This window comes from Streptomyces sp. NPDC043896, from assembly GCF_056435605.1.
Map to the genome: position 1 here is coordinate 218,423 of NZ_JBWKEE010000009.1, position 15,591 is coordinate 234,013.

General features: G+C 70.6%; 16 protein-coding genes and 1 riboswitch. Of the genes, 7 read left to right on the top strand and 9 right to left on the bottom strand.

What is annotated here, in order from left to right; translation table 11 throughout:
* Positions 1-44: 44 nt before the first annotated feature.
* On the bottom strand, positions 45-629 hold the full coding sequence (locus tag AC069X_RS16080) for a PadR family transcriptional regulator (RefSeq protein WP_478729107.1): 585 nt from the start codon (positions 627-629) through the stop codon (positions 45-47).
* Positions 630-723: 94 nt separating this feature from the next.
* Between AC069X_RS16080 and AC069X_RS16085 the strand changes: the two genes are divergently transcribed.
* Positions 724-1,443, top strand: a complete 720-nt coding sequence (locus AC069X_RS16085; protein WP_478729109.1) for a flavodoxin family protein — start codon at positions 724-726, stop codon at positions 1,441-1,443.
* 25 nt (positions 1,444-1,468) lie between these two features.
* On the opposite strand, the gene AC069X_RS16090 is transcribed toward AC069X_RS16085, so the two are convergent.
* The 8 genes from AC069X_RS16090 to gcvT all read right to left on the bottom strand — a co-directional run bounded on the left by AC069X_RS16090 (position 1,469) and on the right by gcvT (position 8,055).
* Positions 1,469-1,981: an AMIN-like domain-containing (lipo)protein gene (locus AC069X_RS16090; protein WP_478729111.1), complete on the bottom strand. Its 513-nt coding sequence runs from the start codon at positions 1,979-1,981 to the stop codon at positions 1,469-1,471.
* A gap of 85 nt (positions 1,982-2,066) precedes the next feature.
* Positions 2,067-2,477, bottom strand: coding sequence for an SsgA family sporulation/cell division regulator (locus AC069X_RS16095; protein WP_478729113.1), 411 nt, complete (start codon positions 2,475-2,477; stop codon positions 2,067-2,069).
* Positions 2,478-2,652: 175 nt separating this feature from the next.
* Positions 2,653-2,967: a hypothetical protein gene (locus AC069X_RS16100; protein WP_478729115.1), complete on the bottom strand. Its 315-nt coding sequence runs from the start codon at positions 2,965-2,967 to the stop codon at positions 2,653-2,655.
* A 193-nt stretch (positions 2,968-3,160) separates the two neighbouring features.
* A complete protein-coding gene (locus AC069X_RS16105) occupies positions 3,161-4,543 on the bottom strand; it encodes an L-serine ammonia-lyase (RefSeq protein WP_478729117.1) in 1,383 nt (460 codons plus the stop codon).
* A gap of 136 nt (positions 4,544-4,679) precedes the next feature.
* Positions 4,680-4,925 (bottom strand): hypothetical protein, encoded by a 246-nt coding sequence (locus AC069X_RS16110; RefSeq protein WP_478729119.1) that lies wholly within the window; start codon positions 4,923-4,925, stop codon positions 4,680-4,682.
* Positions 4,926-5,205: 280 nt separating this feature from the next.
* Positions 5,206-6,462, bottom strand: coding sequence for a serine hydroxymethyltransferase (gene glyA, locus AC069X_RS16115; RefSeq protein WP_478729121.1), 1,257 nt, complete (start codon positions 6,460-6,462; stop codon positions 5,206-5,208).
* A gap of 17 nt (positions 6,463-6,479) precedes the next feature.
* The gene (gene gcvH, locus AC069X_RS16120; protein ID WP_478729123.1) at positions 6,480-6,860 is read right to left on the bottom strand and encodes a glycine cleavage system protein GcvH; all 381 of its coding nucleotides are present in this window, start codon (positions 6,858-6,860) and stop codon (positions 6,480-6,482) included.
* 79 nt (positions 6,861-6,939) lie between these two features.
* Entirely contained in the window at positions 6,940-8,055 is a 1,116-nt protein-coding gene (gene gcvT / locus AC069X_RS16125) for a glycine cleavage system aminomethyltransferase GcvT (protein WP_467887825.1), read from the bottom strand.
* A 181-nt stretch (positions 8,056-8,236) separates the two neighbouring features.
* A riboswitch (glycine riboswitch) is annotated at positions 8,237-8,340 on the bottom strand.
* Between the two features lie 208 nt (positions 8,341-8,548).
* Here gcvT and AC069X_RS16130 point away from each other — a divergent pair.
* The 6 genes from AC069X_RS16130 (at position 8,549) to AC069X_RS16155 (ending at position 15,583) form a co-directional block, all read left to right on the top strand.
* On the top strand, positions 8,549-9,208 hold the full coding sequence (locus AC069X_RS16130) for an AAA family ATPase (RefSeq protein WP_478729264.1): 660 nt from the start codon (positions 8,549-8,551) through the stop codon (positions 9,206-9,208).
* A 199-nt stretch (positions 9,209-9,407) separates the two neighbouring features.
* Positions 9,408-10,142 (top strand): enhanced serine sensitivity protein SseB, encoded by a 735-nt coding sequence (locus AC069X_RS16135; protein ID WP_478729125.1) that lies wholly within the window; start codon positions 9,408-9,410, stop codon positions 10,140-10,142.
* A 62-nt stretch (positions 10,143-10,204) separates the two neighbouring features.
* Positions 10,205-10,945 (top strand): enhanced serine sensitivity protein SseB C-terminal domain-containing protein, encoded by a 741-nt coding sequence (locus AC069X_RS16140; protein ID WP_478729127.1) that lies wholly within the window; start codon positions 10,205-10,207, stop codon positions 10,943-10,945.
* Between the two features lie 631 nt (positions 10,946-11,576).
* Complete coding sequence (locus tag AC069X_RS16145; RefSeq protein WP_478729129.1) at positions 11,577-12,569, top strand: ABC transporter permease; 993 nt, start codon at positions 11,577-11,579, stop codon at positions 12,567-12,569.
* Between the two features lie 94 nt (positions 12,570-12,663).
* Complete coding sequence (locus tag AC069X_RS16150; RefSeq protein WP_478729266.1) at positions 12,664-14,373, top strand: ABC transporter substrate-binding protein; 1,710 nt, start codon at positions 12,664-12,666, stop codon at positions 14,371-14,373.
* A 208-nt stretch (positions 14,374-14,581) separates the two neighbouring features.
* On the top strand, positions 14,582-15,583 hold the full coding sequence (locus AC069X_RS16155; protein ID WP_478729131.1) for an ABC transporter permease: 1,002 nt from the start codon (positions 14,582-14,584) through the stop codon (positions 15,581-15,583).
* Positions 15,584-15,591: the final 8 nt, after the last annotated feature.

Consider the following 15,591-nt stretch of genomic DNA (forward strand, 5'->3'; position numbering starts at 1 on the left):
ACCGCCGCGTCCGCCTCCGCCCCGCCCGCCGGGGCGGGGGCGCGTCAGGAAACCCTTCCGGGGCCCTCCGGCGGCTCCTGCCCCGTCGCCGCCGAGGCCAGGTCCTCCACCTCGGACAGGGCCTCCTCCAGCCAGCTCAGCCAGAAGCCCTCCAGGGCGATCCCGCCGTGCAGCACGAGCCGGCGCAGCCGGTCCGCGGCCGCGTCCCGCCCCGGCGGGAAGTCCTTCGCCTCGATGGCCTCGTACACCGCCAACTGCGCCCGGTGCAGATCCAGGTGCCGCCGCAGCTCCGGTCCCAGCCGCTGCGGGCCGACCACCGCCGCCGCGCGGATCCGCAGCAGCAGCGCGTCCCGCATCGGCTTCGGGTCCTGGCTCTCGTCCACCCACCGCGCCAGCTCCGCGCGGCCGTCGGGCAGCACCTCGTACTCCTTCTTCTGCCCGCGCACCGGCACCTCGCTCGGCAGCGCCCGGATCAGCCCGGCCTCCTCCAGCCGCCCCAGCTCCCGGTAGATCTGCTGGTGCGTCGAGGACCAGAAGTAGCCGATCGACTTGTCGAACCGCCGGGTCAGCTCCAGCCCCGACGAGGGCTTCTCCAGCAGGGCGGTGAGGATGGCGTGCGGCAGCGACATGCCGACATCCTAGGTTTGCGGCCCGGGTGCACCGCCACCCCGTACGGTCCAGGCCCGCTGGCCGCCCCGCCGGACGCCGGGCACGGTGGAGGACATGGCCGCAGACCAGAGCCCCCGCTACGAGGACCTCTCCGCCGTCTACGTCAACTGCACCCTCAAACGCTCGCCCGAGACCAGCAACACCGAGGGGCTGATCGCCAGGAGCCGCGCCGTCATGGAATCGGCCGGCGCCCGCACCTCGCTGATCCGCGCCGTCGACCACGACATCGCCACCGGCGTCTGGCCCGACATGACCGACCACGGCTGGGAGAGCGACCAGTGGCCGGTGCTCTACAGCCAGATCATGGACGCCGACATCCTCGTGCTGTGCGGACCGATCTGGCTCGGCGACAACAGCTCCGTCATGAAGAAGGTCATCGAGCGGCTCTACGCCTGCTCCTCGCTGCTGAACGAGCAGGGCCAGTACGCCTACTACGGGCGCGTGGGCGGGGCGATCGTCACCGGCAACGAGGACGGCGTCAAGCACTGCGCCATGAACATCCTCTACAGCCTCCAGCACCTCGGGTACGCCGTCCCGCCCCAGGCCGACGCGGGCTGGATCGGCGAGGCCGGCCCCGGCCCCTCCTACCTGGACCCGGGCTCCGGCGGCCCCGAGAACGACTTCACCAACCGGAACACCACCTTCATGTCCTGGAACCTCATGCACCTGGCCGCCCTTCTCAAGCGCGCCGGGGGCATGCCCGCCCACGGCAACCAGCGCTCCCTGTGGGACGCCGGCTGCCGTTTCGACTTCCCCAACCCCGAACACCGCTAGCGGCGGCTCCGGGGCCGTCGGCGGGTCAGCAGGTGTTGGGGTGCGGGAAGTCCACCACGAGCCGCTCGGGCGAGTGCAGGACGGACGTCTTGTAGGTCGGCTTGGTGTCGAAGGCGGCGCCGAAGGTCACGTACCCCTCGTAGTCGCCGGTCATGGCGATGCCCTTGAGCTTGCTGAGGTAGATCTTCTGGAGCCGGGGCCCCTGGTAGACGTTCTGCCCGGCGTCGTCGTGGCCGGCGGCCGGGTGCAGCCGGATCTCCAGGAAGTACTTCCCGGCCAGCGGCACGGGCTGGCCCGACCCGTCGTAGACGAGCTCGGACACGGGAGTGACGGTGACCGGGGGCACGTAGCCCTGGATGTCGATCACGAGCCGGTCGAAGGTGCAGTGCCCGCCCCAGCGTGCGTTGACGACGAGCGGCGTCTGGGTGCGGGCGGTCGTGGTGGCGGCGGAAGCCGGCGACGCGGAGAGCGCGAGCCCGGCGGTGAGCAGGGCACCCGTGGCGAGGGCCACGATCCGGCGGCGGTGCGGGTGACGCATGATGTCTCCCCGGTTCCGTGAGACGGGGACTGCCTGTCATCTCATAGGACACCGCAGCGGCGCGGGCGGTTCCCCGCCCGCCGCCTCAGTGCGCCAGCAGCGCGCTCAGGTGCGCGTCCAGGTCGTAGTGGCGCCGCTCCTGGCCGCGCGGGACCAGCTCCGTCATCCGCCGGCACAGCGCCCGCACGTCCTTGGCGCGGGCGGAGACCACGCAGCTCTGCTCGCCGTTGCTGAAACCGAGCAGGACGCGCGGCTCCGAGCCGCTCCAGTGCGGCCACACCTGTATGTCGCCCTCCCCGGTGGCGGTCGTCTGCCCGTCGAGCAGCAGCTCCCGCGAGAACACCCAGCGGGCGAGGTGCGTCCCGGCGCCCCGGAAGTCGACGGACACCTCGTACGGGCGGTCCGTGCGGTACACGAAGCGACCGGTCAGCGGGACGGACAGAGGGGCGGCTTCCAGCCGCAGAGGCAGGAGTCGGTGTTCGGTGATGGTGGCCATCGGCGGCTGCCTCTCGTCGTTCCCGGGCGCTTCCGCGCCCTTCCGGCACGGTATCGCCGGGGCGTGCGCGCACCCCGGGGCCGAAGGTCCCGAAGGGCCGGGCCGCAGGACCTCTTTTCGGCCACGGGAACGCGAAAGGCCCGCCCTCCGGGGGGAGGGCGGGCCCGCGCGGCCGCTACGGCAGCGGGTCGTAGATCAGCGAGTCGTGGTTGTTGGACTGGCCGATGGCGGTGAAGCCGGAACCGTTGGACTGGGCGCCGTTGTTCTGGTTCGACGCCCCGAAGCCCGACGCGACCTGCTGCGCGGTGGAGGAGTTGCCGAGGTTGCTGCCGCCGACCCCGCTGCCGAGGATGTCGGCGAGCGCGGCGTTCGAGGCGGTGCCGGCGGCACCGGCCCCGTTGTCCGCCTGCGCCGTGCCCGTGAAGAGGGCGGCGGCGAGGGGGAGCGATGCGAGCGCCGCCATCACGCGGATGGTGCGGATGCCTGCCATGGTGAAGCCTCCAGTACGCAAAACAGCAAGGGGGTAAGGCGGTTGGCCTACCGCCCGGGGGTGTTGCGACGTCGCGTGACCAGAGTGGCGTACGTGATCATCGAGAAACCAGCCCGGACCGGCTTCTTCCCTCGCAAGCGTGATCAACTCGGTCCAAACCCCGAACCGGAGACCATTTCGAGAAGGTTCCGGATCAGCACTCGATGACGTTGACCGCGAGACCGCCGCGCGCCGTCTCCTTGTACTTGATCTTCATGTCGGCGCCCGTCTCCTTCATGGTCTTGATGACCTTGTCGAGGGAGACCTTGTGGCTGCCGTCGCCGCGCATCGCCATCTTCGCGGCGGTGACGGCCTTGACGGCGGCCATGCCGTTGCGCTCGATGCAGGGGATCTGGACGAGGCCGCCGACCGGGTCGCAGGTCAGGCCCAGGTTGTGCTCCATGCCGATCTCGGCCGCGTTCTCGACCTGCTCGGGGGTGCCGCCCAGGACCTCGGCGAGGGCACCCGCCGCCATCGAGCAGGCGGAGCCCACCTCGCCCTGGCAGCCGACCTCGGCGCCCGAGATCGAGGCGTTCTCCTTGAAGAGCATGCCGATGGCGCCCGCGGCCAGGAGGAAGCGGACCACGCCGTCCTCGTCCGCGCCGGGCACGAAGTTCACGTAGTAGTGCAGGACCGCCGGGAGCACGCCCGCCGCGCCGTTCGTGGGGGCGGTCACCACGCGCCCGCCCGCCGCGTTCTCCTCGTTGACGGCCATCGCGTAGATCGTCGTCCACTCGCTGCGGTGCATCATCGGGTCGCCCTCGGTGCGCAGCTGGCGCGCCGTGGACGCGGCCCGGCGCTTGACGCGCAGACCGCCCGGGAGGATGCCCTCGCGGGACATGCCGCGCGAGACGCAGGACTGCATGACGCGCCAGATCTCCAGGAGGCCCTCGCGGATCTCCTCCTCGGTGCGCCAGGCCTTCTCGTTCTCCAGCATCAGGGAGGAGATCGACAGGCCGGTCTCGTTGGCCAGGCGCAGCATCTCGTCACCCGAGCGGAAGGGGTACTTCAGCACGGTGTCGTCGAGCTTGATCCGGTCCTCGCCGACCGCGTCCTCGTCCACGACGAAGCCGCCGCCGACCGAGTAGTACGTCTTCTCCAGCAGCGGGGCGCCGGAGGCGTCGTACGCGAAGAGGGTCATGCCGTTCGCGTGGTAGGGCAGCGAGCGGCGGCGGTGCAGGATCAGCTGGTTCGGCTCGTCGAAGTCGATCTCGTGGGCGCCGCCTATTTCCGCGCCCAGCAGGCGCAGCTTGCCGCTCTTGCGGATGCGTTCCACCTCGTCGTCGGCGGTCTCGACGTCGACGGTGCGGGGGGAGTGGCCTTCCAGGCCGAGCAGGACCGCCTTGGGCGTGCCATGCCCGTGACCGGTCGCGCCGAGGGAGCCGAAGAGCTCCGCCCGGACGGAGGCGGTCTGGGCGAGGACGCCGTCCTTCTTCAGCCGCGTCACGAACATGCGCGCCGCGCGCATCGGGCCGACCGTGTGGGAGGAGGACGGGCCGATGCCGATGGAGAAGAGGTCGAAGACGGAGATGGCCACTGGCGGACTCCCTTGTCTGCTCGTGGGGTGGAGAGGGGGCAGGGGTGTGGTGGATCAAGGAGGGGGATCTGCGGATTTTGTCCGGCAGACGAGCGTATCGCGTGGAGATGAACGGTTCGCCTCACGGACGGGTCGGTCAGACGTGAGCCGCCTCGCGTTCCGGTGTCCGGGCGGCCGCCGCGGGGGCGTCCAGGACGGGGTCGGGGCCCGGCGGACCGGCCAGGTGGGCCCGGACGCCCGCGCGGACGGCCCAGGCGTACGTGACGAGCGCCATGGCCGCCACCAGGGCGATGTCCACGCCGCCGGGGAGGGCGCCGCGGCCGCCGAAGTCGGCGGAGCGAGGCAGGAGAGGAGCCGGACCGACCAGTGGCAGGACAGCCACAGCAGGACGGTCGGCGCGAGCGCCACCAGCGTCCCGAAGCCGGTCGGCCGGTGCGAGCCCGCGTCCACCAGGTCCTTCGCCCGGCCGAAGCCCCACGAGGACGTCCATGGGTGCGTCCGTCCTGCCAGGGAATGCCTTGCCGTATCGGCTTCCTTACGGGGAACCTATGTGCCGGTTTTTTGGTTCTTTCGGTGGCAATGGGCCGCATCCGCCTGGGGCTTTGGTCATGAAAAGGGCCCGGCCCTGTGTGAAACAAGGCCGGGCCCTTCCGGGCCGTTGCCTAGAGCGACGGGTACAGCGGGAACTTCGCGGCCAGGGCCGAGACGCGGGCCTTGAGGGCCTCGGCGTCGTAGCTCGGCTTCAGGGCCTGCGCGATGATCTCGGCGACCTCGGTGAAGGCCTCGGCGTCGAAACCGCGGGTGGCGAGGGCCGGCGTACCGATCCGCAGGCCCGAGGTGACCATCGGGGGCCGCGGGTCGTTCGGGATGGCGTTGCGGTTGACCGTGATGCCGACCTCGTGGAGGCGGTCCTCGGCCTGCTGGCCGTCCAGCTCGGAGTTGCGCAGGTCGACCAGGACCAGGTGCACGTCGGTGCCGCCGGTGAGGACGTCCACGCCCACGGCCTTGACGTCGTCCTGGACCAGACGGGCGGCGAGGATCTTCGCGCCCTCCAGGGTGCGCTCCTGGCGCTCCTTGAACTCCGGCGAGGCCGCGACCTTGAAGGAGACGGCCTTGGCCGCGATCACGTGCTCCAGCGGACCGCCCTGCTGGCCCGGGAAGACCGCGGAGTTGATCTTCTTGGCCAGCTCCTGCGTCGACAGGATGACACCGCCGCGCGGACCGCCGAGGGTCTTGTGCGTGGTGGTGGTGACGACGTGGGCGTGCGGCACCGGGTTCGGGTGCAGACCCGCGGCGACCAGGCCCGCGAAGTGGGCCATGTCGACCATCAGGTACGCGCCGACCTCGTCCGCGATGCGGCGGAAGGCGGCGAAGTCGAGCTGGCGCGGGTAGGCGGACCAGCCGGCGACGATCAGCTGCGGCTTGGACTCCTTGGCGAGGCGCTCGACCTCGGCCATGTCCACCTGGCCGGTCTCGTCGACGTGGTACGGGACCACGTTGTAGAGCTTGCCGGAGAAGTTGATCTTCATGCCGTGGGTCAGGTGACCGCCGTGGGCCAGGTTCAGGCCCATGATCGTGTCGCCCGGCTTCAGCAGCGCGAACATCGCGGCGGCGTTGGCCTGCGCACCCGAGTGCGGCTGCACGTTCGCGGCCTCGGCGCCGAACAGCGCCTTGATGCGGTCGATCGCGATCTGCTCGACCACGTCGACGTGCTCGCAGCCGCCGTAGTAGCGGCGGCCGGGGTAGCCCTCGGCGTACTTGTTGGTCAGGACCGAGCCCTGGGCCTCCATGACGGCGACCGGAGCGAAGTTCTCCGACGCGATCATTTCCAGGGTCGACTGCTGGCGCACGAGCTCGGCGTCGACGGCGGCGGCGACGTCGGGGTCGAGCTCGTGGAGGGGGGTGTTCAGAACGGACATCAGGATCCCCTGGGGTGTCAGTTACCGGCGGTGAGGGCGGTGTACTCGTCGAAGGAGAGCGCGTCCTTCGGCTCCTCCGAGAGCTTCACCTTGAACAGCCAGCCACCCTCGAACGGGGCGGAGTTCACCAGCGACGGGTCGTCCACGACGTCCTGGTTGGACTCGACGATCTCACCGGAGACGGGGGAGTACAGGTCGCTGACCGACTTGGTCGACTCCAGCTCGCCGCAGGTCTCGCCCTCGGTGACGGTGTCGCCGACCTCGGGGAGCTGGGCGTAGACGACGTCACCGAGCGCGGTGGCCGCGAACTCCGTGATGCCGACCGTCGCGACGCCGTCCACGGCGTCCGACAGCCACTCGTGCTCCTTGGTGTAACGCAGCTGCTGGGGGTTGCTCATGACCTGATTCTCCTGGATGCGGGGAGGTGGATACGAACGGTGGTCTTGCTTGCTGAGACGGTGGAGCCCGGTACGAGGGTTACTTCTGCCGCTTGTAGAAGGGCAGCGCCACGACCTCGTACGGCTCATGCGTACCGCGAATGTCCACGCCGACGCCGGAGGTGCCGGGTGCGGCGTGCGCCGCGTCGACGTACGCCATCGCGATCGGCTTGCCCAGCGTCGGGGACGGGGCGCCGGAGGTCACCTCGCCGATGACCTCGCCGCCCGCGACCACGGGGAAACCGGCGCGCGGGACGCGGCGGCCCTCGGCGACCAGGCCGACCAGCTTGCGCGGCGGCTTGGTGGCCGCGACCTCGGCGGCGGCCTCCAGGGCGGCGCGGCCGACGAAGTCACCCTCCTTCTCGAACTTCACGACCCGGCCCAGCCCGGCGTCGAAGGGGGTGAGGGCGGTGGTCAGCTCGTGCCCGTACAGCGGCATGCCCGCCTCCAGGCGCAGGGTGTCGCGGCAGGACAGGCCGGCCGGCACCAGACCGGCGTCCTTCCCCGCCTCGGTCAGCGCCTGCCACAGCTCCACGGCGTGCTCGGGCGAGACGAACAGCTCGAAGCCGTCCTCGCCGGTGTAGCCGGTACGGGCGATCAGCGCGGGCACGCCCGCGACGGTGCCCGGCAGGCCGGCGTAGTACTTCAGCCCGTCCAGGTCGGCGTCCGTGAGGGACTTCAGGATGCCGGGGGACTCCGGGCCCTGGACGGCGATCAGCGCGTACGCGTCGCGGTCGTCGCGGACCTCGGTGTCGAAGCCGGCGGCGCGCTCGGTGAGCGCGTCCAGCACGACCTGGGCGTTGGAGGCGTTGGCGACGACCATGTACTCGGTCTCGCCGAGGCGGTAGACGATCAGGTCGTCGAGGATCCCGCCGTCCTCCCGGCAGATGTGCGTGTAGCGGGCGCGGCCGACGCCGACGGTGGAGATGTTGCCCACGAGCGCGTAGTCCAGCGCCTTCACGGCCTCCGGGCCGGTCAGGGTGATCTCGCCCATGTGGGACAGGTCGAAGAGGCCGGCCTTGGTGCGTACGGCGTTGTGCTCGTCGCGCTCACTGGCGTAGCGCAGGGGCATGTCCCAGCCCGCGAAGTCGGTCATGGTCGCACCGAGCGAGCGGTGCAGCGCGTCGAGCGCGGTCAGGCGGGGGGCAGTGCTCATGGGTGTGGCTCCCGGGTCCCAGGGCATGACATGACGAGGAGGTTCCTCCCCATCTGTCATCGGAACCTGAGAGGTTCGCCGAGAGTTCCCGGAGGGGGAACGCCGACTTGCACCTTGGGTGGAGCACGTGCCGGGCGGCCGTCGGGGACGGGCGCGGCGCCTGCTCGCTTTTCAGATCTGCCTCATCCACGCGGTACGGGGCCTGAGAGATTCAAGGGAGGTACTTGCTCCTTCGGCGCCCGGGCACGGCCTCGCGGCCTGCCGGGACTCTCCCGCGCGGATTCAAGCGGCCGGTATGCAGTTTGGTGTCCAGATGGCGCACATCATTGCACGGGACGGGCGGGAGGGGGCAGTGGGGCCCGGAAGAACGTGCGATCCGGGCGGGACCGGCCGTCCGCGCTGTGGAACGTCCCGCCGCAACCGGGGCCGTCGGATTACCGTCTCTTTACATTCAGTGGGCATGGGGCCCTCGCGGCCCGAATCGGGGGAGACGATCACTGTGCGGAGACTCGGAGTGGCTACGACTACAGGCACCGTCAGGGCGGTCCCCGAGCAGCGGAGCGACGCCCTGCCCGCGGCGGGCGGCGATCCCGTCCGCGACCTGCGGGGACGGCCCGCGCGGCCGCACCGGCTGAGCTATGCCGCCGGGGACGTCGTGGTGGTGTCCGGGCTGCCCGGCGGCGGCAAGAGCACCCTGATCAAGCGGGCCGCGGAGGCGGGCATCGACTCGCAGGACACCCGCGAGCGGTGGGAGCGCCGGATGCCCGCCGGCCTGCCGTACGCGGTGTACCGGCCGCTGGTCCGCGCCGCGCACTACCTCGGGCTGTGGCGCGAGCTGCGCTCCGGCGCCTCTGTGGTGGTCCACGACTGCGGCACCCAGCCGTGGGTGCGCGGCCTGCTGGCCGCCGTCGCCCGGCGGCGGGGGCGGGCGCTGCACCTGCTGCTGCTGGACACCACCCCCGAGGAGGCGCTGTCCGGGCAGGCGGTCCGGGGGCGGCGGGTGTCGGCGTACGCCTTCGCCCGGCACCGGGGGGCGGTGTCCCGTCTCCTGCGCTCCGCCGAAGCCGGCCGGCCCCCGCGCGGCTGCGCCTCGGTCACCCTCCTGGACCGCCGCTCGGCCGCCGCGGTCACCCGCATCGCCTTCGACGCCTGACGGAGCCGCCGCCCGCCGCCGGGCGCGGCTCAAGACACGGCGTTCAGGCGCGGGGTCCGGGGCGGAGCTCCGGGGAACGGGCGAAGTGGGGGAGGGAGGGGACCTCGCCCGCGCAGCGGCCCCACCGGCACGAGCCACCCGCGGCGGCCGCGATAGCCTCGGGGCGACATCCGGCGCGGACACAGGGAGAGCGGCGCACATGCAAGGCAACGGCTGGCCGGCGAACGAGTTGGAGCAGGTGCTCGGGGCGGCGCTCGGACAGGCGGACGCCGGCCCGCGGATCCTGGAGGTCCTCGGCCGCAGCCAGGTCTGGGTCCCGCTCCCCAACGGCGGCGGGCCCGACAGCGCCTCCCTCGACCTCCCCACGATGCTGATCGACGGCGCGGCGTACGTCCCCGTCTACAGCTCGGAGGCCCAGTTCCGCTTCGCCGCCGGCCCCGCCATGGACTGCGCGGTCGCCCCCGCCGTCGAGTTCGCCCGCGGCCTGCCCCCGCAGCTCGGCATCGCCCTGAACCCGGAGGGCGCCGTCGGCGTGCCGCTGCCCCCGCCCGCCGTCGCGGAGCTCTGCCGCGCCGGCCGCACCGAGCTCGACGGCCCGGCCACCGGCGGCCGCGTCCGGCTCTTCGAGCCCGACTGGCAGGACGACCCGGTGGACTTCCTCACCGCCGCCGCCGAGGAGTTCCGGGCCACCGGAGCCGTCGCCGCCGCGCACCGCTGCCTCGCCAGCGTCGAGGGCGGCGACCCGCAGCTCTACATCGGTGTCCGCCTGCTGGGATGGGATTCCGGGTCGCGCGGCGCCCCGCTGGAGGCGCTCGGCCGCGCCCTGGCCCGCGTACCGGCGCCCTGGCCGGTGCAGTTGATCCTGCTGGACGCCGCCGAGGACCCGGTCACGGAGTGGATTCGTGAGCGCGTACGCCCCTTCTACCTCCCGTAGCGCCGCTTAAGCTGGTTGGGACGTGTGGACGACGGGCGGACGAAGACGAAGAGGGGTACCGGGTGAGTGCGTCAGGCACGGCCGCGGCCGGGCAGGTCGAGCACATGCTGCGCCAGGTGACTCCCGGGCGCTATGAGAGTTATGAGTCATTCCTGCACGCCCTCGCCGAGGGCAGGCTGTGGATGCTCCTGTGGCAGGGGCAGCCGGGATCGCCGGACGCCCAGTACGGCGGCATGGAGGTCGACGGCCTCGGCTACGCACCCTGCGTGACCTCCCCGCAGGAGCTCGCCGCGAGCGGCTGGAACCGCGGCTACGAGGTGGTCACCGGCCGGGACATCGCCCGCGCCCTCTACCCGGACCGCTGGGGGCTGTGGGTCAACCCGCACGCCCAGGGCGGCGGACTCGGCGTACCGTGGGCCGACCTGCGCCGGGTCGCCACCGGCCTCGACCGGATGCCGGCGGGGCCGCTGCGGCTCTCCGAGCCGGCGCTGGAACTCCCGCAGTTCTACGGGCTGCTGACCCAGCACGCGCACCGCACGCCGGCCGTCAGGTCGCTGCGCCGCGCCTGGGTGCAGCCCTCGCTCGGGTCGGCGTACCTCGCGGTGGGGCTCGACCTGTACGACGCCTCGCCGCCCGCGCTGGAATCCGTACGGGAGATGATGCGCCAGTCGGTCGGCGCCGTGCCCGACGGGGTCCCGGTGTGCACGGTCGCGCTGGCCGACGAGCACGATCCGGTCGCGATGTGGCTGCGCGCGCAGACCCGGCCGTTCTACGACCGCGAGGGGCAGGCGGCGGCCTACTGAGCCGCTCAGAGGGCTCCGGGGACGCTTTCCCCGAGCCTCCTACAGGGTTTCCAGGAGTGCGCCCGCACCCTGAGACGAACCCGTCCGACGGACATCCGGCCGCCGGGAACCACGGTTCCCGGCGGCCTTCGTCTTGTCCGGATATCACCGCAGGTGGGCGCCCAATTGGCGCACTCCTCCAAGGAGTTGGCCGTGATGTCCGTTTGCGTACCGAACGGACGGTCTTGCTCCGCTGAGCCGTGCGCGGAGTCCGGATAACGGGAACCAAGGCCTCAGATCACGGTTGCGCATCCATTCATCTGCGGGTCTGGCGGCTGGTCGAGCGCCCGATGAAGACTCCCCACCCAAGAGCCGGTCAGTCCTCCAGGACGCGGTTCGGCACGTGGAGCCCGCCATTCGTCCCGATGCGGTGTTCCGCGCACTTCCCGCACCTCAGCTGCACCGCACCGCCCGCACCGCACCCTGCTCCACTCACAGCACGGCCGCACCGCCAGCACCGCCAGCACTGCCAGCACCTCGCACCTCGTACGCGTTCACGTGCCCCGAGCACCCGAGCGCCACTCCGCACCAACGCCGCCACAGCGGCGGGCATGGGCCGACCACCCGTCGGCCGAGAGGGGTCCCCACCACGATGACGGCACCACTGCACGACACGAGCGCGGAATCACCCGCACCCGTGTCCGTAGCCGACGTCCCTGCGAAGGCCATCGAAGGCCGCTCGCCCGGCCGCATCGCCTGGATGCGGCTCAAGCGCGACAAGGTCGCGCTGACGGGCGGGGTGGTCGTGATCTTCCTGATCCTGGTCGCGGTCTTCGCGCCGGTGATCGTGGGCCTCCTGGGGCACGACCCCAACGAGTTCCACGAGGACATGATCGACCCGGACCTGGGCACACCGCTCGGTTCCTTCGGCGGCATCAGCTCCGAGTTCCTGCTGGGCGTCGAACCGACCAACGGACGCGACGTGTTCAGCCGGATCGTCTACGGCGCCCGCATCTCCCTGGTCGTCGCCTTCCTGGCGGCCTTCGTCTCGGTCGTCCTCGGCAGCTTCCTGGGGGCCCTCGCCGGCTTCCTCGGCGGCTGGGTGGACGGGGTCATCAGCCGCCTGATGGACCTGCTGCTGGCCTTCCCGCAGCTGCTGTTCACCATCGCCCTGGTGTCCGTGGTCCCCAACTCCGTCTGGGGGTTCGAGGGTTCCGGTGTCCGGATGGGCGTGCTCATCCTCGTCATCGGCTTCTTCGGCTGGCCGTACATCGGCCGCATCGTCCGGGGCCAGACGATCTCCCTGCGGGAGCGCGAGTACGTCGAGGCCGCGCGCAGCCTCGGAGCAGGCCGCGGCCACATCCTGGTCAAGGAGCTGCTGCCGAACCTGGTCGCGCCGATCCTCGTCTACGCCACGCTGATCATCCCGACCAACATCCTGACCGAGGCGGCCCTCAGCTTCCTGGGTGCCGGCGTCAAGCCGCCCACCGCTTCCTGGGGAAAGATGCTCTCCGACGCCGTCCCCATCTACCAGGACGACCCCATGTACATGGTGGTTCCCGGTATGACGATCTTCATCACCGTCCTGGCGTTCAACCTCTTCGGGGACGGGCTGCGTGACGCACTCGACCCCAAGGGCAGCTGAACCGCTTCTTCGATTCACCACCTATGGAGGTTGGACAACCGTGATCCGCAGAAAGCAGGCTCTCGCGATCACCGCCGTGATCGCCGCCCTCTCGATGACCGCCGCGTGCGGTGGCACCGAGAACAAGAAGGACGACAAGGCCGACGGCGACAGCGGCAAGGGCTACAGCGGTGCCGCCACCGCCGTGATCAACCCCTCGGACGCCAAGGGCGGCGAGCTGAAGCTCTGGTCCCCGCAGGACGTCGACTACCTCGACCCGGCGCGCGCCTACTACGGCTTCGTCTGGAACATGCAGCGCCTCTACGTCCGCAGCCTGCTGGCCTACGACGCCAAGCCGGGCAAGGACGGCACGAAGGTCGTCCCGGACCTCGCCGAGGCCCTGCCGGTCATCAGCAACGACGGCAAGACCTACACCCTGAAGCTCAAGGACGGGGTGAAGTTCGAGGACGGCACGCCGATCACCTCGAAGGACATCAAGTACGGCGTCGAGCGCGTCTTCGCGCAGGACGTCCTGTCCGGCGGCCCGACCTACCTGATCGACCTCCTCGACCAGGGCCAGAAGTACCCCGGCCCGTACAAGGACACCGACCCGAACAAGATGGGTCTGAAGTCCGTCGAGACGCCGGACGACAAGACGATCGTCTTCAACCTGGCGAGCGCGAACTCCGACTTCAGCTACCTGCTGGCCATGCCGTCCTCCTCGCCGGTCCCGGCGGCCAAGGACACGGGCGCCACGTACACCAACAAGCCGATATCCACGGGCCCCTACAAGGTCGAGAGCTTCACCGCCGGCAAGGGCGCGACCTTCGTCCGCAACGAGAACTGGGACCCGAAGACGGACCCGATCCGCAAGGGTCTGCCGGACAAGGTCTCCTTCACGGTCACCACCAACCCGGACGACATGGACCAGCGCCTGCTCTCCGGCGACATCGACATGGCCGTCGACGGCACCGGTGTCCAGCAGGCCGCGAAGAACAAGATCCTCAAGGACGAGAAGCTCAAGGCCAACGCGGACAACCCGTTCACGGGCTACATCCGCTACTTCGCCTTCCCGCAGACGGTCGCCCCGTTCGACAACATCGAGTGCCGCAAGGCCGTCATCTACGCGGCCGACCCGAAGTCCCTCCAGACCGCCCGCGGCGGCCCGACCAGCGGTGACCTCGGCGCCAACATGCTCCCGGCCGGTGTCCCCGGCTCGGACAAGAGCTACGACCCCTTCGGCCTGACGAAGGGCAAGCCGCAGGAGGCCAAGGCCAAGGAGGCCCTCAAGGCCTGCGGCAAGCCGGACGGCTTCGAGACCACCATCGCCGTGCGCAACAACCGCGCCCCCGAGGTGAAGACGGCCGAGTCCCTCCAGGCCTCGCTCGCCAAGGTCGGCATCAAGGCCACGATCGACCAGTTCGACGGCAAGCTCTCCTCCTCCACGATCGGTTCGCCCGAGAACGTGAAGAAGAAGGGCTACGGCATCATCGTCATGGGCTGGGGCGCCGACTACAACTCCGGTGCGGGCTTCCTGCAGCCGCTCGTCGACGGATCGTTCATCCTGCCGAACGGCAACAACAACTACACCGAGGTCAACGACCCGGAGATCAACGGCCTCTTCGACAAGGCCGCTTCCGCCGCCACTCCGGACGCGGCCGCTCCGTTCTACACGGAGATCAACAAGAAGGTCATGGACAAGGCGCTCTACCTGCCGATCAACTTCGACAAGGCGCTCGTCTACCACAACCCGCGTCTGACGAACGTCTTCTTCAACGAGTCCTTCGGCAAGATCGACCTCGCCACCGTGGGCATCAAGCAGTAGGAGCAGAGCAGCAGGACCAGCGGGCTGCCCGGCGATGAGCCGGGCAGCCCCGCAGCCCGGCCGACCGCCGGGCCCGCAACCGCAACTCAGCACGTTAGTAAGTGCCTTCACCGCACATGCGCTAGTCCGAAGGGCAGGTGAAGGCCGCAGGCGGTGGCCGCCGTCCCCACGAGGGGCGGCGGCCACCCGCCCCGGGCGGCCGACTGCAGTGCTCGTCTACCTCATACGGCGGCTGTTCAACGTCGCCGCCACGCTGCTGGTGGTCTCCGTGGTCACCTTCGGCATCTTCTTCGCGGTCCCGAAGCTGACCGGCAGCGATCCCGCGCTCATGTACGCCGGACGCGAGACCAACGAGACCGCCCTGGCGGGCATCCGCGTGAAGATGGGCTTCGACAAGCCCATCTCCGAGCAGTACCTGCTCTTCGTCAAGGGAGTCTTCGCCGGTCGTGACTACGACGGCGGCACCGAGATCACCCACTGCGCGGCACCCTGCTTCGGCTACTCCTTCAAGACCGAGGCGCCCGTCTGGGAGACCATGATGGACCGGATCCCGGTCACCCTCTCGCTCGCCCTCGGGGCGGCCGTGATCTGGGTGATCGCCGGTGTCGCCACGGGCGTGGTCTCCGCCCTCAAGCGCCGCACCGCCATCGACCGCACCGTCATGGTCGGCGCGCTCGCCGGCGTCTCCCTGCCGATCTTCTTCACCGGCATGGTGGCCCCCGCGATCTTCGTCTACAGCCTCGGCTGGCTGGACGTCTCCAACTACCAACCCCTGACCGAGGATCCGCTGGCCTGGCTCAACAGCCTGATCCTGCCCTGGGTCACCCTCGCCTTCCTCTTCGCCGCGACCTACGCCCGCATCACCCGGGCGACCATGCTGGAGGTCCTCGGCGAGGACTACATCCGCACCGCCCGCGCCAAGGGGCTCAAGGAGGGCGTGGTCATCCGCAAGCACGCCCTGCGCTCCACGCTCACCCCGGTCGTCACCATGTTCGGCCTCGACCTCGGCGGCCTCCTCGGCGGCGCGGTGCTCACCGAGACCACCTTCAACTTCCAGGGCCTGGGTACGGCCGCGGTCGCCGCCATCAGCGCCGGCGACCTCCCCGTGATCATGGGCGTCACCCTGCTCGCCGCACTGTTCGTGGTGATGGCCAACCTGATCGTGGACCTGCTGTACGCCGTCATCGACCCGCGCGTGAGGCTGACGTGACCAAGAAC